Origin of the sequence: Youxingia wuxianensis (genome assembly GCF_014385085.1) — a bacterium.
Lineage (GTDB): Bacteria > Bacillota > Clostridia > Oscillospirales > Ruminococcaceae > Youxingia > Youxingia wuxianensis.
In genome coordinates this window covers 252,009-271,151 of the sequence record NZ_JACRTD010000002.1, presented here as the reverse complement: position 1 = coordinate 271,151, position 19,143 = coordinate 252,009, and the positions used below count along the sequence as shown (strand labels likewise).

Sequence of the window (19,143 nt, the reverse complement as noted above, 5' to 3'; positions counted from 1 at the left end):
CCCACCCTTTCACACACATTCTCAAACACCCGCCCACTCCTGCACGTTTGGCAGGTTCAAAGACTTAAAACAACAGCGGACGCAACGCGCCCGCTGTAACTTTTCCGCAACGCCTGAGCGATGCAATTATTATACCGTTTTTTGTATGTTTATGCAAGTATTTATTGCGCCGCCGTATGGTTAATTACAAATTCGTCGATTTTGCCTTCTTCAATCAAGCGGGTCAGGGTAGCATTGATTGCATCAAGCAGCTCGGTGTTTCCTTTTTTTACACAGATGGCATAGCTTTCTTCTGTCAGCGCTTCCGGAATAAGTTCCAGTTTATCCGGGTTTGCCGCAACGATGCTTTCCGCCGGCAGTTTGTCGATGATAACCGCGCTCACACGGCCGTTCATCAGATCCTGCGCCGCGATCAAAGCGTTTTCATAGGAAAGCACATCCTCAGAAGCTTCGTCGTTTTTAATATCTTCGCCAGTAGCATAGAACTGGCCAGTGGTACCTTCCTGTACGCCAATCTTAACGCCGGCTTCTTTCAGGGAGTCAACGGTGGTGCCAGAACCTTTGGCAATGATTACGTACTGAGCGCTCTTTACATATTCGATAGAAAAATCAACCTGCTGTTTTCTTTCTTCGTTTACTGTCATACCAGCCGCGCCGAAGGTCGCCTTGCCGTTCTGTACCGCAGGAATAATCGCGTTGAAGTCCATATCATCTACCTGCAGTTCCACGCCCAGATCTTTAGCGATTTCAGCAGCGATATCTACGTCTACGCCAGCTTCCGCATTATCTTTGATGTACTCGAACGGAGGGAAGCCCGCGTTGGTAGCCATAATTATTTTTCCGTCCGCTTTGATCTGCTCTAAAGTCAGCTGATCAGCAGCGCCTTCCTCTTCAGAAGGCTGTGCATCCTCGGAAGGAGCCGCGTCAGAAGCATCCTCTGCGGGAGGTTCCGGCATCGTCGGATCGTCAGACTGAGCACATGCGCTAAAAGTAAGCAGCATCAATACCGCAAGGGTGAAAGCCAATAACTTTTTCATTTCATAGTCCTCCATATACTGTGTTTACTGTTTTCTCTTTTAATAGGTGTAATGTATATTACTTCATCATTATACATGGATTTCACAAGAAATCAACTGAATTTATGAAAAAATATTCATATAGCTTTATTTTCATACATTATCACTAGTCTTTTTGCCATTATCCCCGGTTGTTTTAAGTATCTTTTCACATTGATCCAATAATTTTTTCATATCGAAAGGAACCGGAGCCGTAATTTCAACAAATTCTCTCTTTACCGGGTGTAAAAATTTGACCTGATAACAATGGAGCGCCTGCCGCTTAATCAGTTCCTCCCTTCCTCCATAAAGCCTATCTCCCAATAAGGGATGACCAATAAACGACATGTGTACCCGAATTTGATGGGTACGCCCTGTAGGAAGGGAGCAATAGATTGCACTGAAGCTTTCATTGGCGCAATAGGTCCAATATTGAGTAATCGCTTCCTGTCCGTTTTCCATTACTCCGCGGACAATATCCCGCTGGTTGTATCTGCCGATAGGGGCGTTAATCTCTCCCCTTAAGGGATGAGGAGTCCCTTGTACAATCGCCAGATATTTCTTTTCTACCGTACCGGCAATGTGGTCAGCGGCATAGGGGGTTTTCGCGATAATAACCGCCCCGCTGGTATCCTTATCCAATCGGTTGACCACTCGGCAGGTCAGCGGCGTTCCTTGTTTTGCACAGTGGGCGGCAAATACATTGGCCAAGGTATCCTGCTGATGGTATTTGGCCTGGTGACAGGGCATGTCCCAAGGCTTGTTATAAACCAGCAGATCATCATCCTCATACAGTATTTCCACCTGACGCGTACTAAGACACGCCGGCTTGGGCTGATCATAGATAGTAACTGAAAGAAGATCGCCTTCTTTGACCCGGTCTATGGTGCGGGCGTGCTGTCCGTTTTTTAATATCCCATCTGGAGCACGCTTTAAACTTTTAATAACCCGGCTGGAATAGCCCTGTATCCGGTGTAAATATGTGAGGATATCGCAGCCGTCAACCTCATGGGATATCACATATTCAATTTTGCGCATATCCTCTACCTCCCGGAAATACGATAGCGCGGCGGGAAACTGCGGATGTTTTACATCCGCAAAGGGCTGCGCCCTTCGCCGGCCGGACGTCCCCGGCCGGCGGTTTCCCGCCTCTGTCCCACTACGCAAAAACGCAGCCGCAAAAATGCGACTGCGCAATGAAGCCAACAGACTTATTTGTCCATGTTAAAACGTTTCTTAAATCTGTCAACGCGTCCGCCTGTATCTACCAGTTTCTGTCTGCCGGTAAAGAACGGATGGCATTTAGAACAAATTTCAACACGAATGTCCCCTTTTGTAGAGCGCGTATGAATCACTTCGCCACAGGCGCAGGTGATGGTAGTATCCTTATACTCCGGATGAATATCCTTTTTCATGGTTGTTTCACCTCTCTCTGACATCGATATTGGATGTCATAAATGTAACGTTTAAATTTTAGCACAATGGTATTTAAATTGCAAGTCCTTTTTCAAATTTAATTTTAAGGCTATTTTACTCCCATCATTTTTTCAATATCCTGGCTAAGAGCTTTGGCCTTGGGCTCGATCTCAGACATTTTCTCCCCTACAATGGAAAGATACAGTTTGATTTTGGGTTCGGTACCCGACGGGCGAACCACAGCGCTGCACCCATTTTCCAGCAGATATTCCAATACATTGGACTTAGGAAGAGCAATGGGTTCCACCCCGGTTTCACTGGAAGAAATGGAAGCAAGATAGTCCTTGACGCATATTACTTTGCTGCCTGCCAGTTCTTTTGGAGGATTTTTACGCATTTTATCCATCATCTGGGTCATAATCGTCATCCCTTGGGCGCCTTCAAACATAAAGTTCGCCACGCTCTCACAATACAGCCCAAAACGTTCGTATAAGCTTTTTAGGGCGTCTACTAAAGTCATACCTTTTTCCTTATAATAGGAAGCCATCTCCACAATCAGCATGGAACCCACCACCGCGTCTTTATCCCGCACATGGGTCCCGGCCAGATAGCCGTAGCTCTCTTCAAACCCAAAGATGTATCTTTCCGGATGCCCCTCTTCTTCCAGAAGATGAATCTGCTCCCCGATAAATTTAAAGCCAGTGAGCACAATTTTAACATCCACACCGTAATGCCTGCCGATAGCGGAAAACAGCTTGGTGGAAACAATCGTAGTTACTGCTACCGGATCTTTTGGCATTGTATGGTTCGCAATGCGCCCAGCGGCAATATAATCCAGCAGAAGCGCCCCCACTTGATTGCCGGAAAGAAGCTCATATTCATCGCCTTGCCTTACTGCAATACCCACCCTGTCACAGTCCGGATCGGTAGCTAAAAGCAAATCCGCACCAGTTTTTGCACAGAGCTCCAGTCCTTTTGCCAGCGCTTCTTTAATCTCCGGATTAGGATAGGGGCAGGTAGGAAAGTTGCCATCCGGATGTTCCTGTTCCGGAACAACAGTAATGTCGGTAACCCCAATGTTCTTTAACACCCGGCGCACACAGTGATTCCCCGCGCCGTTGAGCGGCGTATAAACAAGCTTCAACCCTGCTTTTTTACAGATGCCTGGATTAATCTGCTGTTTTTCTACTGCGGCGATAAAATGATCTACTATCTTTTCTTCAATATACTCGATCATCCCAGATTTTACCGCAGCGTCAAAATCAGTAATTTTCACATCGTCAAATAAGTCCGTTTTGCTGGCGAAGTCCAGTACTCTGGCGGATTCTTCCAATCCCAGCTGACAGCCGTCCGGCCCATACACTTTGTAGCCGTTGTATTTTGAAGGATTGTGAGAAGCCGTCACCATAATTCCAGCCTGACATTTTAAATCCCGGGTCGCGAATGCCAATGCCGGTACCGGCATCAACTGAGGATAAAGCCATACTTTGATCCCGTTGGCCGCCAGCACCCTGGCCGCCTCTTTTGCGAACACGTCCGATTTGATCCGGCTATCATAGGAGACAGCCGCCATGGGAGCCTTGTTGTTCTCTTTAAGCATCATGGCCAATCCCTGCGTAGCTTTGCGCACTGTATAAATGTTCATTCGGTTGCTGCCCGCTCCGATAATCCCGCGCAAACCGGCAGTCCCAAACTCTAAATCTTTATAAAAACGATCATAAATCTCTTCTTGTTTTCCCCTGATTTCTTCCAGTTCCCGTGTCAAGTCTTGATCCTCAAGCTCACGGGATACCCATCTTTCATACAGCTCCATACAATTCATCGCTAAAATACCTCCCATTATGAAACGTTGGGGACTTTTTCTAATTTAATGATAATATCCTTGTCCAGTAAAGTCAATGAATAAATCATGAGAAAACAAGCAATATAATTGTCTTTTTATGTCGAATAATGTATACTGAAGATATATTTTGCAGAGGAGTGGAAATATCTTGCTGGCTACCATACAAAGCTTAGGGCTTTTGGGTCTTGATCCTTACAGCGTCACGGTGGAAGTCAATATCAGCCGGGCAATGCCTGCTTTTGATATTGTAGGGCTTCCTGATACTGCGGTAAAGGAAGCCCGCGAACGGGTAAAGTCGGTATTTTCCAACTGCGGCTTTCCCTATCCGGAAGGGCGTATTGTTGTTAATCTAGCTCCCGCCGATATCCGTAAGGCTGGTTCCTATTATGATCTGCCTATCTTCGCAGGACTATTGTGCGCCCAGCAGATTCTTTCCCAAAATTTATCCGGAATGGCATTTATCGGAGAACTTTCCCTTTCCGGCGAGCTGCGCCGGGCAAATGGCATTTTGCCCATGCTGCTGGGCGCCGCCCAAATGGGGATAAAGACCGCTTTTATTCCCTATGAGAACGGAGCAGAGGCCTCTATTGTTCAGGGAATACAGGTTTATATGGTCCGTCATGTGAAAGAGCTGGTGAGTTTTCTGCGTGGGGAGGGAGAGCTTCCCTTGGCCCCAAAAAACGCACAGCTGTCAGAACCGCCCTCCTGCCTGCCTGATTTTTGCGACGTCAAAGGTCAGCAGGCCGCTAAACGGGCATTGGAAATCGCGGCGGCAGGAAGTCATAACATTCTTCTGATCGGCGCCCCCGGCACCGGCAAAAGTATGCTGGCCAAACGTCTGCCTTCTATCCTGCCGGAAATGACCCGGGAGGAATCCATTGAAACGACTAAGATCTATTCTGCCTGCGGGCTTTTGGAACCTTCCTCTTCTTTGATCGTCCGCCGGCCTTTCCGCGCTCCTCATCACACGATCTCTTCCGCGGGGCTGTGCGGCGGCGGTTCCATTCCGCGGCCGGGAGAGATTACTCTGGCCCACAACGGGGTATTATTTCTAGACGAGCTGCCGGAGTTTCAGCGCGCCGCCATGGAAGCGATGCGCCAGCCGCTGGAGGACGGAAAGCTCACAATCAGCCGGGCCCAGACAAGACTTACCTATCCCAGCCGGTTTATGCTGGTGGCTGCAATGAATCCCTGTCCTTGCGGCTATTTCGGCCATCCTACGAAAAAATGTATCTGTTCTCCCGCTAAAGTGAGCTCTTATTTAAATAAAGTTTCCGGCCCGCTGCTGGACCGAATTGACCTGCATGTGGAGGTGGCGCCTATAAATTATGAGCAAATCTCCTCCCAAAAACAAGAAGAATCCTCCGCTGAAATCAAAGCGCGGGTGTGTGCTGCCCGAAAAATTCAGGAAAAGCGTTTTCAAAAGGGCAATATCCTTTGTAACAGTAATATTCCGCCCGCTTTATTGCAGGAATGCTGCCAAATGACCACTCAGGCGGAAAATATGCTTCGCCTGGTGTTTGAAAAGATCGGTTTGTCCGGCAGAGCGTACGACCGCATCCTAAAAGTGGCTCGAACCATCGCTGATCTGGCAGGGGAAGAGGTTATTCAGCTTCCTCATATTTCTGAAGCGGTGCAGTACCGCAGTTTGGATCGAAAATATTGGGGCGTGTAAAATCTTAATGTAATCTTAATGCGTTTCCTCCCGTTTTAAGCTTGTTTTCCCTTGCAAGTGTTTTTTGTCCGTGATATCATAAAATTGATCGTTTGTTCATTATCTGTGTTGGAGGTTAAGCAGAAACATGATTAAGCATATTGTAATGTATTGTTTGGAAGATGTTGCGGAGGGCCATACGAAGGACGAAAACGCGAAAAAGATGAAAACCATGCTAGAGCTTCTTCCCGATTCTATTGAAGGTATTATTAAAATGGAAGTGGGAATTAATATGAACCCAAACGGGTATGACTGCGTGCTTTATTCCGAATTTGAATCCAAGCAAGCCTTGGAAGCTTACCAGCAAAACCCGGAACATCAGCAGGTGCGCAAGTTTGTCCATAAGGTGATCAACGACCGGGTGGCTGTAGATTATGAGGTGGATGCATAGTACATAATAAAATTACCCTTGTGTATACAGTCCCATTGGCAAAACAGCGATCCCTCATATTCCAAAAACATCTTGAAATGAGGCCTTTTTTCGGTCGCCTTTGGTTTGTATGAGAATATAACATAAAAAGCAGCAGAAGAATTTTCAGGTTCTTCTGCTGCTTTTTGCACAAATAAGTAAAGCTACCCCTTGGTCTTTTGCCCTGTACAGATCTTCCGCCGCAGGCCGCCAAAGCGAAGAGAGCCTCTGCGCCGCGTCCATAAGCAATCATCATGTGAGGTATCCAAACGCTTGGAGGGCGCAGGAAAAGACATTGCTGTTTTATGTAACCCTGCGCTTTTTTAATACGTGAAAAAAGGAATGGTGTCAATAGTGGCGATCCCCAGTCGGGACAACTGCTTCTGTGCTGCAAGATAATACTTGTCCGTTTCCAAATGCAGATTGTTGTGTGCATCCACGCCGATAATCGCAGTACATCCCTCCTGGGCGGCAATCTCCCAAAATTTAGGATGGGGATAGGAAGCCGCATGGTATTTTTCATTATAAATGCAACCTGCTAAATTGTATTCTATAGGTACGCTCATCTGCTTGGCCGCCCGGCAAAGAGAACGAAACGCCCCTATACACGCATCATCCTGTTTTAAATAGGAGCGGGTGAACAGTTCCGGGTGAGCAAGATACGCGTACAGTCCTGTTTCCATTCCCTCGATTGCGCTGCGCACATAAAGGTCTACCGCGTGTTTGTCCAGGGTACTTTCGTCAAAGAAAAAATCATTCTTTTCGTCTCCATAAAAATGGTTTCCGAAAATCACATAATCCAATTGATATTCCTGTATTAATTCCTTAAGCCAGGACATTTTATCTTTAAAATATTCACATTCCAATCCAATCTTCAGGCTGATATTCTCCTTGTATTTTTCCCGCAGCCCCCGGATGCTTTTTACGTAAAACGGGAACTCTTCCACATCCATACGCATAATAGAGCGGAACTTATCCTCCCGCTTCCATGGAGTATGGTCAGAAAAACCCAATTCTTTATAACCGCCCTTGATAGCGCTGAGCACATAAGATTCATCTGATCCTGTGGCGTGCAGGCAGCGGGTGGTATGGGTATGATAGTTGGTTTTCATGGGCAAGACTCCTACTCTGATGTAATGAAAATTATTTATGATATTTACTGTTGGCGTTAATCCCCGCGGCCCGGTAAATTTGCTCTAACAGCATCACCCTTGCCAGCTGGTGGGGAAACGTCATTTCCGACATAGACAAACACAGATCCGCTTTTTCTTTCAGCTCTTTCCACAACCCAAAAGATCCTCCGATTAAAAAGGCAAAGCTTCCCGCTCCATTTGCCGCTTTTTCGGCAAAATACCGGGCCAGCGCCACAGAGGAAAACTGTTTGCCTTCAATACACATGGCAATTACTGTCGCCCCTTTGGGAATTTTGCTTTTCAGTCTCTGCCCTTCTTTTTCCAGGCACTCGTCGATCTGGGCCTCGGAAGGCAGCGACGGCGTGCGATACTCCTCTACTTCCACTACCTTTACCTGAGCCCAAATACCCAAACGCTTAAGGTATTGCTGGCAGCCTTCCCTCATCCACGCCTCTTTTAGTTTCCCCACAGCGATTATTGTAATCGTAAGCATAAGGCCTCCTAAAGTATCATCATCTCTGATGGTCCCGACCGGGAAGCAATTTTTAATATGTAATCGACATTTTCCTTCATCCCCTGGGCGCACAGAGACGCAAACGCCGTCTGGTAAGCCAACTGGGGAAGGTTGTTGTTCTGGGACAGGTGCCCTAAGATAAACCGGGTCGTCCCGGTTTTGACTAGCCTTGCCAGCTCAAGGGAGCAGTCCTCGTTGGAGAGATGTCCCATACTGGAACTGATCCGGCGTTTTAAATAATAAGGGTATGAGGAACAGGAAAGCATCCCTGCATCATAATTGGATTCCAGCATCACCAGATCACACCCGGTGAGTTTTTCTCTCACTTGGTCGGTAACATATCCCAGGTCCGTGGCAATCACCATACACTGACCGTCCTGGGTTTCCACCCGGTAGCCCAAGCTGTGAGCGCTGTCATGAGGAGTATCAAAGCTGTTGACCCATAATCCGCCGATTTCCACCTTGCTGTCATGTTCCAGAGGGACGGTTTTTGTTCCCGGTGCAAGCAGATTATCCCACTCTAATTTAGCCAGCACTTCCTGTGAAGCATATACCGGTATTTTCAGCTTATCCACCAGCACCTTTAAACCGCTGATATGGTCGGTATGTTCATGGGTAATCAGCAGCGCCTGGATACTGGAGGGATCGATCTGTCTTTCTTTGAGCGCGCAAAGCAGCTGCTTGCAGGACCGTCCTGCATCTACCAAAATCGCCGTGTCCGAAGCGCTGATATAGGTACAGTTTCCATTAGAACCGCTGAACAGCGGACAAAATCGTGCCATAGGCAAAGTCCTTTCCCGGAAAATTTCAATAGAAAAGGCGGAGAACCATCCCCGCCTGTTTGCTCACAGTGCCGACGATAAATATACGTCGGGAATAACAACTTTTTTAATACGTGCGCCTAAGCCGGTCATCTTTTCCACAATATCTTCATACCCACGCTCGATATGTCCGATATCCTCAATTTCAGTAGTTCCCTTGGCGCCAATCGCAGCAATCAGCACAGCGGCTCCTCCCCGCAGATCGGTGGCCTTTACCGGAGCGCCGGTAAGACTTTCTGTTCCTTCCACTACTGCGACCTTTCCATCCACCTGAATGTGAGCGCCCATTCTGCGAAGCTCGTCCACATAACGGAACCGATTGTCCCACACCCCTTCCGTCACGATGCTTGTCCCCTGTGCAACAGAAAGCAGTGCAGTCATCTGGGGCTGCATATCCGTGGGAAATCCCGGATGGGGCATGGTTTTAATATTTATTTTGTTCAAATCTCCCCCACGGCGCACACGGATGGAATCGTCATATTCGATGACCTCCGCCCCCGCCTTAAGCAATTTTTCCGTAATTGCTTCCAGATGCTTGGGGATGATGTTTTTCACCAGCACATCCCCGCCGGTAGCAGCGGCAGCCACCATATAGGTGCCTGCTTCAATCTGATCAGGAATAATAGAATAAGTGGTTCCATGAAGAATATCCACCCCATGAATTTTAATAACGTCGGTACCCGCTCCCCGGATATCCGCTCCCATGGAATTTAAAAAGTTTGCCAGATCTACAATATGGGGTTCTTTGGCGCAGTTTTCCAAAATCGTGATGCCCTTTGCTTTTACCGAAGCCAGCATCACATTGATCGTCGCTCCTACAGATACCACGTCAAAATAAATATGCGCGCCAATCAGCATGTCCGCCCGGGCGTTAATCATCCCGCTGTCGATAGAGACGTCCGCACCTAAAGCTTCAAAGCCTTTCATATGCTGATCGATGGGGCGCACCCCAAAATTACATCCGCCCGGCATAGAAACACTGGCGCGGTTGCAGCGGGAAAGAAGCGTTCCTAAAAGATAATAGGAAGCTCTCATATAACGAGCCAGTTCATAGGGAACTACCGGCTCGCCGATATAAGTGGTATCCACTTCCACTGTAGATTTATTAATCCTGCGCACTTTGGCGCCCATCCCGCTTAAAATCTTAAATAAAATGGAAATATCGCTGATATTCGGGATGTTCTCAATAACACATTTTCCCTGTGCCAGAATGGTTGCCGGAATAATTGCTACCGCAGCATTTTTTGCGCCGCTGATAGTAACCTCGCCTTTAAGACGAGTTTGTCCTTCAACAATAAACTTTTCCAATATCCTGAAACCTCCGCTTGCGGATGGTACCGCTTTTTTAGGACAAGACCAAAAATCATATGTTTTTTATTATACCAGATTATTTTAAAAAATATAGAATTTCCTGACAGAGTTTTCCTATAATGAAAGTAAACTTTTTCCAAATTTTTTTCTGCATACTAAACCTAATATATTATACCACCATATGACGAAAAATAAAAGCGTAAAAAAATTCTTTTATGCTGATCAAAGCTGAAAAAATTTTTACAAAAAATACAGCCTGATATTTTTATCAGGCTGTATTGAAAGCAAGCTTAACTGAATAGGTAGTTCGCAGGGTTTTTATACTGGCCGTTGATACGCACTTCAAAGTGCACATGGTTGCCGGTCGCCCAACCGGTACGCCCCATAGCAGCAATCAGCTCCCCTTGAGATACGGTTTCACCGACCTGCTTATACAGCGCGCTGCAATGGCCATAAAGGGTCTGCACCCCTGCTCCATGATCGATAATAATATGATATCCATAACCGGCGGAATATTTGGATACCACCACTACACCATCTGCGGACGCCCGAAGAGGCATTCCCGCGTAACCGGCAATATCCATACCGGTATGTCCGGCGTAGCCCATAAAGGCACAGCTGATATAACCGCCGTCCGCCGGCCAGATAAAGGCGCCGGAAGGCGTACCCCCATCTGAACTGCTCGGCAGGAACTGCAGCGGCTGGTTTCCGCCCACCGCTAAAATTCGGCTTACCGGCTGCTGGATAATTTGTTTATCCACTTCTGTGCGCTCCACCTCAACGCCGTCGATCATCCTTACCTGAGCGGTAACTTCCCGAATACCGGTTGACCCTTCCTGAAGCACGGCAGTCCATCCGATGTTTTGGTTCGGATCGGTCTGCTGCTCAATCTGATAGGGCATCTCTTCCTGATATTTGATGGTTTTTGTAGTCTGTACGCCCATATAAGGCACCGACTGAGAAATCAACAGCTCGTCCCCTGGGAACAAAGATAACTCCACCCCAGGGTTCAAAGTCTTTAATTCATCCAGAGTGATCCCGTTTTTAGCCGCGATACGCAAAGGCGTATCGCCGGAAACTACCGTATAAATTTTTTCGCCCCGTTCTTCTCCTTTTAAGGTAAACATAATTTGGTCTACCGTACGGATTGAACTTACTGGGTAAAGCCCGGATTCCAGTTCAACTTTTTTCACAAACTGAACTTTGGGTTCACCGATAGTGACCACATCTGCCTGCTCTTGCTCTTCAGCGTCCTCCTGCGCAGGCTCTTCCTCCTCCTGGGGCGTGCTTGCCTGCTGTTCGTACTGCTGAAGCATATTGTCAAGTTCTGTTAATAGAGCGGTGCTGTCTGTCACGGCGCCTACCAGCTTCCCGTTAATATACAGCCCGTCCCCTTCCTCCAGTTCGTTTCCAGAGGCCTTGATCAGTTCATTGGTCAGCCTGTCCGCACTCATTACCTGTTCATAAGGTTTAAGCACCGATAACGTAAACCGCGGAATAATATCTTTCGCTTTGTAAGGTTTCTGTTCCTCGCTGACTAACTCCTCCAACACAGGTTCATCTTCTACGGGGGGCTCCTCTTGAACAGGTTCTTCTTCCATCCCGCTTTCCTCTTCCTGCTGGTCCTGGGAAGAAGCATTATCGTCCTGCTGCGCAGTATCTTCCTCTTGGGAGTCTTCCCCGTTCTCCTGTTCCTGCGGGCCGGTCTCTACGATTTCTGAGACGTCTACTACCTGAGCGCCTTCAATAATTCTTCCTTTCATCGCGGCTTCCGCTTCCTGGAATACCGACTCGTCCGTAATATAGCCCAGTTCCTTCCCGTCATATTCCACTTTTAGAGCCAAGGGAAGGTGGTTAAAATACTGAACTGCGAATACAACCAATACAATTCCCGCCACCGGAGCGGCATAATTAAGCAAAAAGACAAAGCCTTTCGCAAGCACTTTCAGACCATCTAAAAACATCCGGCCGCAAACTTTAACCATCCGGTCATAGCCGCCGTACTTTTTCGCGTTCTTAATCTCCTTGAGGTAATCAGCATAACTTTTAGAAAGTTTTTTTATAGGGGTAACCAACGCCCGGTATCGTCCCCGGAAGAAGTTGATATACCGCTTTTTTCGTTTTTTCCTTCGGTGCAGCAGCGTCTGGTAAAAATTTTCAAATACCCGTACCAGGTGTCTTCTTTTTGTGCGGGTGCTGCGCAGAAGCTGAATTCCTACAAAATAGAAATATCTATATATATAATTAAGCAGTTTGTAAACTAAGGTAATAAATGCTGACGGCTCTGTTTTAGCAGTTCCCTTTGGAGATCCGGGCGATATTTCCCCGCTGTCTCCGCTGGAAAGCGGCTGGGCCTGCTCCTCATTGACGGCGGACGGTTCCACAAGCTCTTCCAACGCCGCGTTTTCCTGCTCTTTATTCTCATCGGCGGCTAGCTGATTATGTTCCTGTCCGTCCAAACGCATCCACTCCTTTCTATTTCTTTTTCCCTTATTTCATGCAACAAAAAATACACGTCCTGCCAAAAAACAGAACGATCCTTTTTTTGTGTACGTTTTATTATACCTTTATTCACAGATTTAGGCAAGTATTTTGACTAAAACTGTAACCATATTTTGTACATGTCGCTATAAATAGTTCTGTTTTTTGTATAGATGCGCCTATCTTTTTGGAAAATCTAGGAATGTATTATGAACGAATTATGTACGGTCTATTTTTCCGGTTTTCAGCCTTCACAAATTTCTCACAGTTTCATCAAAAAGGCCGTCGTAAACGACGGCCTTTTTGATTTTTATTTTGCTTTTGTGCGCACTTCTTCCAATGCTTTCTGCAGGAACTCATCCACCGAAACAGCGCCCAAATCTCCGGCTTTGCGGGAACGTACAGCCACGCTTCCGCTTTCCAGTTCCTTATCGCCGATAATAAGCATATAAGGGATCTTTTCTACCTGGGCTTCCCGGATTTTATATCCGATCTTTTCCCGCCGGTCATCCAGCTCTACCCGCAGGCCAGCGCTACGCAGCTTTGCCATCACTTGCTTGGCAAAATCTAATTGCCCGTCGTCGATAGGCAGTACCCGAATCTGTTCCGGAGAAAGCCACATGGGCAGGGCGCCCGCAAATTTTTCCAGCAGCAGGGCCATGGTTCTTTCATAGCAGCCAAGCGAAGTGCGGTGGATAATATAAGGATATTTCTTTTCCCCGTCCTTATCAATATAAGTCATCTCAAACTGACGAGCAAGCATCAGGTCGATTTGTACTGTGATCAGCGTATCCTCTTTGCCGTGGACGTTTTTGATCTGAACATCCAGCTTCGGCCCGTAGAACGCCGCTTCGCCCACTGCCTCCTTGTACTCCAGGCCAATGTGGTCCAAAATATTTCTCATTAAGCCTTCTGCTTCGTCCCACATTTCCGGAGTGCCAATATATTTTTCCTGATCGTTAGGATCCCATTTAGACAGACGGTAGCTCAAATCGTCAATCAGACCGATATCCGTCATTACCTCCTGGAGCAGTTTCACACACTGGCGAAACTCTTCCTCCAGCTGGTCCGGACGCAGGATCAGATGTCCCTCAGAAATAGTAAACTGGCGGACACGGATCAGCCCGTGCATCTCTCCGGAAGCCTCATTGCGAAACAGGGTGGAAGTTTCCCCATAACGCAGCGGCAAATCCCGGTAGGAGTGCATATCGTTCATATATACCTGATACTGGAACGGGCAGGTCATGGGACGCAGCGCGAACACTTCTTTGTCCTTTTCCTCGTCCCCCAGCACGAACATTCCTTCTTTATAATGTCCCCAATGGCCGGAGATCTTATAAAGATCGGATTTTGCCATCAGCGGAGTTCTGGTCATCAGATAACCATACTCGTATTCTTCCTTGTCCTGAATATAACGGTTAAGGATTTGGAACAGTTTAGCGCCCTTAGGCATCAAAAGAGGAAGCCCCTGGCCTACCACATCCGAATTGCAGAAATATTTCAGCTGGCGCCCAATAATATTATGATCCCGCTTTTTCGCCTCTTCCACCGCCGCCAGATAAGCTTCCAGCTCGCTGGCTTTGGGGTAGGCGGTGCCATATACACGGCAGAGCATAGGCAGGTTGGAGTCTCCATGCCAGTACGCGCCGGTGCTGGAGGTGAGCTTCACCGCTTTTACCGGCGCTGTGCTCATCAGATGGGGGCCGGCACACAAATCAGTAAAGTCGCCTTGTTTATAAAAGCTGATTTTTTCCCCTGCTCCAGAATGTTTTTCAATCAGCTCCAGTTTATAAGGCTGCTCCTTCATCAATTCTTTGGCCTGTACCGGATCCAGCTCAAACCGGCTGATTTCGATACCGCTTTTTACAATCTTGGCCATTTCTTTTTCAATAGCCTGCAAGTCTTCGGCGGTAAAAGGCTTTTCCACATCGAAGTCATAGTAAAAGCCGTTGTCGATCGCCGGACCGATTGCATATTTCGCATTGGGGTACAGGTGAAGCACCGCTTGGGCCAAAATATGAGAAGCGGTATGCCAGAAAGCTTTTTTCCCATCTTCATCCTCAAAAGTAAGAATTTCTACCTGAGCGTCCTGGGTGACCAGGGTGCGCAGATCAGTTACCTGGCCGTCGATTTTTGCCGCGCAGGCCGCTTTATAAAGGCCCATGCCCAAATCTTTGGCAATATCGGCTACGCTGACGCCAGCTTCGTACTGTTTTACAACGCCGCCTTTCAGTGTTACATTAATCATAATCTATCGTCTCCTTCATTTGATACATAAAATAAAAAAACTCCATCCCAAATAAACGGGATGAAGATAACACTCCACGGTTCCACCCGAATTGCAGTCACCTGCCACTCGTACCGTCCGTAACGGGGACATATCCGGCGCACTTAGCTCCAAGGGTTTGTACGCAGCTCCAAGGCGGTCACTTCTTCCTATGATCCAACCGGGCTTTCAGCCGGTGACCCAGTTTCTCTGTGGAGCAAATAAGCGGAAGAACTGTTCCTTATCATCGCTTTTACCAAGCTATTGATTTATATATAGTATAGTATCACCAACCAAATCTCTTGTCAACACATAAATTCCTTGACAACTATACAAAATCCATATAAAATAGTAATGTCATGCAGTATGTTTGTGACGATTTCGGAAAATTTGGGAATTTGTCATAAAAATAGAGGACGTTTCCTTGTCTGTTGACAATTTTGATTTACCTTGATATTGTAAAAAATTTTAAAGAAAAGGAGGAAGAAATAGTTAATGAGCATTGGGAAAATAATACTTTTCGTCATATGCGGTATTATTGTGTTTACTATAATTGCTGTTATCGCCTTTCTTTTAGGTGTTCAATATAGAAAAAAGGCTGCTGAGTCTGCCTTAGGTTCCGCCGAAGAAGAAGCAAAGAGACTGATCAGTGACGCGATAAAATCCTCGGAAAGCAAAAAGAAAGAAGCTATCATCGAGGCAAAAGACGAAATTTACAAACTCAAGCAAGACGCAGAAAAAGAAATGAAAGAGCGCCGTTCCGAGGTCCAGAGACTGGAGCGCCGTGTACAGCAGAAAGAAGAATCTATTGATAAGAAGCTGGACAATTTAGAAAAGAAGGAAGAGGTGCTTCAGGGGAAACTCAAAGAAGCCGAACAGAAGTTGGTGGAGGCCGATCAGGTCAAGGCCCATCAGTTCGATATGTTGGAGAAAATCTCCGGTTTTACGGTGGATCAGGCAAAAAATTATCTCCTCTCCTGCCTGGAGGGTGAGCTGACCCATGAGAAGGCAATGAAGATTTCCCAGTATGAGGCCCAGCTGAAAGATGATTCCGAGCAAAAAGCCAAAGAGATTATCTCCGCTGCTATCGGCCGCTGCGCGGCTGATTATGTAGCTGAAATCACCGTTTCTGTCGTTCCTCTGCCCAGCGACGAGATGAAGGGCCGCATTATCGGCCGAGAGGGCAGAAATATCCGTACATTAGAAACCTTTACCGGTGTAGACTTGATTATCGACGACACTCCGGAGGCCATCACTCTTTCCAGCCATGACGCTGTGAAGCGTGAAGTGGCCCGCGTGGCCCTGGAACGGCTGATCCAGGACGGACGTATCCATCCGGCTCGGATCGAAGAGACGGTGGAAAAAGCCCGCAGAGAGATTGAAAATAAAATCAAACAGGACGGCGAGCGCGCGGTAATGGAATGCGGCGTGCATGGAATGCATCCAGAGCTGGTAAAACTGCTTGGACGCATGAGATACCGTTCCAGTTATGGCCAGAATGTTCTGGGCCACAGCATTGAGGTTTCCCAGCTTGCCGGTATTATGGCCGCCGAAATCGGCGCCGACGAGGTTCAAGCTCGCAGAGCCGGTTTGATCCATGATATTGGAAAATCCATGACCCATGAAATTGAAGGTTCCCATGTGCAGATCGGAGTGGATCTTGCCCGTAAATATAAGGAATCTCCAGAAATTATTCACGCTATCGAGGCTCATCACGGCGATGTGGAACCAAAAACAATCGTCGCTTGTCTTGTACAGGCTGCGGATGCGATTTCCGCCGCCCGTCCTGGGGCCAGACGTGAAAATCTGGAAAATTATATTAAACGTCTCGAAAAGCTGGAGGAGATCGCCAATTCCTTTGATGGAGTTGAAAAGTGTTTTGCTATCCAGGCTGGACGTGAAGTACGTATCATGCTTAAGGCAGATATGGTCAACGATGATCAGATGACCATTGTCGCCCGCGATATCGCTAAGAAGATCGAAGATGAGCTGGATTATCCGGGACAGATTAAAGTACATTGTATCCGGGAAAACCGAGCGATTGAATACGCGAAATAATCATAAAAAAGCCCGTCTGCTGTCACAGCAGACGGGCCTTTTTTATCCAAACAAGCGGCAGCACAGCAGCCCGATCTGATATACCGCCAAGGCGGCAATATAGGCAATTCCTGTCTGCACCGCAGCGGCCAACGCCGCTGCTTTCCAAGAGTGGAGTTCCCTGCGCATAGTCGCCAATGCTGAAAGGCAGGGACTGTAAAGCAGGCAGAACACCAAAAAAGAGGCGGCGGACAAGGGGGTAAACATTCCCGGCAGGGCGTCTGTTAAAGGCACAGGGGCGCACATAACGCTAAGCGCAGAAATTACCGCTTCTTTCGTTACCAATCCCGCCAAAAGCGCCCCTCCTGCCTCGGGTGAAGAAAAGCCCAAGGGGGAAAAGACCGGGGCGATAACCTCTCCTGCCATAGCAAAAATACTTTGGGAGGTATCAGTAACAAACCTTAGTTCCAAACTGATATGCTGAAGTATCCAAACGATAATACTCAATAAAAAGATAAGCGTCCCTACTTTTTTTAGAAACTCCTCGCATTTTCTCCCTGTATTGCGCAGAAGTTCTCTGGCGCTTGGCAGACGGTAAGGGGGAAATTCCATTAAAAAAGGGGCGTCGTTTCGTTTGTAAACACTGCTTTTTAAAAACCAGCCATAACAGGCTCCTACGAAAATTCCCAACAGGTAAATTCCAAAGACAACCTGCCCCTGATGATGAGGATAAAACACTCCGGCAAACATTGCGTAAATCGGGAACTTGGCGCCGCAGGACAAAAAAGGGATCAAAAGAATAGTCATATTTCGGTCCCGGGACGTATCCATCGTGCGGGCGGCCATCACCGCCGGAGTGGTGCATCCAAATCCCATAAGCATTGGGATAAACGATTTTCCCGTTAACCCCAGACCCCGCAGCGGCTTATCCATAATAAATGCGGCCCTGGCCATATATCCACAGTCTTCCAGCAGAGTGAGAAAGAAAAATATCAGAGCGATCTGGGGCAAAAAGGTTACGACCGCCCCCATTCCGCCGATGACACCGTCGATTATCAGTCCAATAATCATCGGATTCGTCTGTATTCCAGCAAGGAGAGCTTCCGCCGTCTTCGTAAGCCAAAAGACGCCTGTCTCCATCCCCTTTTTCAGTAAAATCCCAATATTTCCGAACGAGACAGAAAACACCCCATACATCACCAAAAAAAACAACGGAAACGCCAGTATTTTATTTAATATTAGCTTATCTATCCAGTCGGAAACGCTGGTTTTTAATAGATTTTCTTCCGGGGTGTAAACTTTTGCTGCAATTTTCTCAACAATTTTATACCGTTCACTGGCAATCGCTGTCTGCGGGTCAATTTTTTCGTATCTCCGGATTGCGTTTTCCCGAATTTCTGACAGCTTATATTTCTTTTCTCTGGAAACTAAAAAAGGCAGCGTGCCGCTTTCCAGGTACTGTAAAGCGTAATATCTCTCCTTTCCTTTCAGCGGGTGTATATTTCCTTTTAATAACTGCTGAGTTTGTTCAATATCCTGTTCCAGCTTTCTATCATATAAGGGACCTCGGGTTCTCTTTTTTAATTTTAACGCTGTCTGAGCCAGCTGTTGGACATTCTCCCCTGTCCTGGCAGAAATTCCAACCACTGGTACTTCAAGACTTCGGGCCAGCTTATCAATATCAAGATTTGCTCCTTTTGCGCGAATCTCATCCATCATATTTACCGCTACCACTACAGGGCATCCGATTTCTAGCAGTTGCATGGTAAGATACAAATTTCTTTCCAGATTGGTCCCGTCCAAAATATTGATTACACCATCCACATTTTCTTCCAGTAAGAAATCCCTGGCAACCGCTTCCTCCGGGCTATAGGCCCCAAAGGAATAAATCCCCGGCAGATCAATCAGCAGCGCGTCCCCCTGGGGTGTATGTATTTTCCCCTCTTTGCGTTCTACCGTAACTCCCGCCCAGTTTCCCACGTGCTGGTTTGACCCGGTCAGCTTGTTAAACAGAGTGGTTTTTCCGCAATTGGGGTTTCCTAAAAGCGCAATCGTCCGCAATTTTTACCGCCTCCTTGTCCTTATATCACATCATACGGCGGCAGAAATTATTTTATACGTAAAAACGTCCCCGGAAAAATCC

Annotated in this window: 14 protein-coding genes; 3 read left to right on the top strand and 11 right to left on the bottom strand. The window is 47.2% G+C overall.

What is annotated here, in order from left to right:
* Positions 1 to 161: 161 nt before the first annotated feature.
* From H8705_RS03580 to H8705_RS03565, 4 genes are all read right to left on the bottom strand, one after another.
* Positions 162 to 1,037 (bottom strand): transporter substrate-binding domain-containing protein, encoded by an 876-nt coding sequence (locus tag H8705_RS03580; RefSeq protein WP_262394483.1) that lies wholly within the window; start codon positions 1,035 to 1,037, stop codon positions 162 to 164.
* A gap of 132 nt (positions 1,038 to 1,169) precedes the next feature.
* The gene (locus H8705_RS03575; RefSeq protein ID WP_262394482.1) at positions 1,170 to 2,093 is read right to left on the bottom strand and encodes an RluA family pseudouridine synthase; all 924 of its coding nucleotides are present in this window, start codon (positions 2,091 to 2,093) and stop codon (positions 1,170 to 1,172) included.
* 173 nt (positions 2,094 to 2,266) lie between these two features.
* Positions 2,267 to 2,470 carry a 50S ribosomal protein L31 gene (gene rpmE, locus H8705_RS03570; protein ID WP_262394481.1) on the bottom strand — a complete coding sequence of 68 codons (204 nt, stop codon included), beginning with the start codon at positions 2,468 to 2,470 and terminating at the stop codon, positions 2,267 to 2,269.
* Positions 2,471 to 2,580: 110 nt separating this feature from the next.
* Positions 2,581 to 4,293: a phospho-sugar mutase gene (locus H8705_RS03565; protein ID WP_262394480.1), complete on the bottom strand. Its 1,713-nt coding sequence runs from the start codon at positions 4,291 to 4,293 to the stop codon at positions 2,581 to 2,583.
* A 169-nt stretch (positions 4,294 to 4,462) separates the two neighbouring features.
* Here H8705_RS03565 and H8705_RS03560 point away from each other — a divergent pair, with 169 nt between their 5' ends.
* The gene (locus H8705_RS03560) at positions 4,463 to 5,989 is read left to right on the top strand and encodes a YifB family Mg chelatase-like AAA ATPase (protein ID WP_262394479.1); all 1,527 of its coding nucleotides are present in this window, start codon (positions 4,463 to 4,465) and stop codon (positions 5,987 to 5,989) included.
* Between the two features lie 127 nt (positions 5,990 to 6,116).
* A complete protein-coding gene (locus H8705_RS03555) occupies positions 6,117 to 6,419 on the top strand; it encodes a Dabb family protein (RefSeq protein ID WP_262394478.1) in 303 nt (100 codons plus the stop codon).
* Between the two features lie 341 nt (positions 6,420 to 6,760).
* On the opposite strand, the gene H8705_RS03550 is transcribed toward H8705_RS03555, so the two are convergent.
* From H8705_RS03550 to thrS, 6 genes are all read right to left on the bottom strand, one after another.
* Positions 6,761 to 7,549 (bottom strand): histidinol-phosphatase, encoded by a 789-nt coding sequence (locus H8705_RS03550; RefSeq protein ID WP_262394477.1) that lies wholly within the window; start codon positions 7,547 to 7,549, stop codon positions 6,761 to 6,763.
* A gap of 31 nt (positions 7,550 to 7,580) precedes the next feature.
* Complete coding sequence (rlmH, locus tag H8705_RS03545; protein WP_262394476.1) at positions 7,581 to 8,063, bottom strand: 23S rRNA (pseudouridine(1915)-N(3))-methyltransferase RlmH; 483 nt, start codon at positions 8,061 to 8,063, stop codon at positions 7,581 to 7,583.
* An 8-nt stretch (positions 8,064 to 8,071) separates the two neighbouring features.
* Positions 8,072 to 8,866, bottom strand: a complete 795-nt coding sequence (locus H8705_RS03540; protein ID WP_262394475.1) for an MBL fold metallo-hydrolase — start codon at positions 8,864 to 8,866, stop codon at positions 8,072 to 8,074.
* Positions 8,867 to 8,929: 63 nt separating this feature from the next.
* Entirely contained in the window at positions 8,930 to 10,213 is a 1,284-nt protein-coding gene (locus H8705_RS03535) for a UDP-N-acetylglucosamine 1-carboxyvinyltransferase (RefSeq protein WP_262394474.1), read from the bottom strand.
* Between the two features lie 293 nt (positions 10,214 to 10,506).
* Positions 10,507 to 12,675: a peptidoglycan DD-metalloendopeptidase family protein gene (locus tag H8705_RS03530; protein WP_262394473.1), complete on the bottom strand. Its 2,169-nt coding sequence runs from the start codon at positions 12,673 to 12,675 to the stop codon at positions 10,507 to 10,509.
* A gap of 332 nt (positions 12,676 to 13,007) precedes the next feature.
* Entirely contained in the window at positions 13,008 to 14,945 is a 1,938-nt protein-coding gene (gene thrS, locus H8705_RS03525; RefSeq protein ID WP_262394472.1) for a threonine--tRNA ligase, read from the bottom strand.
* Between the two features lie 513 nt (positions 14,946 to 15,458).
* On the opposite strand from thrS, the gene rny reads away from it, so the two are divergent.
* Positions 15,459 to 17,021 carry a ribonuclease Y gene (gene rny / locus H8705_RS03520; RefSeq protein ID WP_262394471.1) on the top strand — a complete coding sequence of 521 codons (1,563 nt, stop codon included), beginning with the start codon at positions 15,459 to 15,461 and terminating at the stop codon, positions 17,019 to 17,021.
* A gap of 42 nt (positions 17,022 to 17,063) precedes the next feature.
* Here rny and feoB read toward each other — a convergent pair whose 3' ends face one another.
* Entirely contained in the window at positions 17,064 to 19,061 is a 1,998-nt protein-coding gene (gene feoB, locus H8705_RS03515) for a ferrous iron transport protein B (RefSeq protein ID WP_262394470.1), read from the bottom strand.
* Positions 19,062 to 19,143 lie beyond the last annotated feature (82 nt).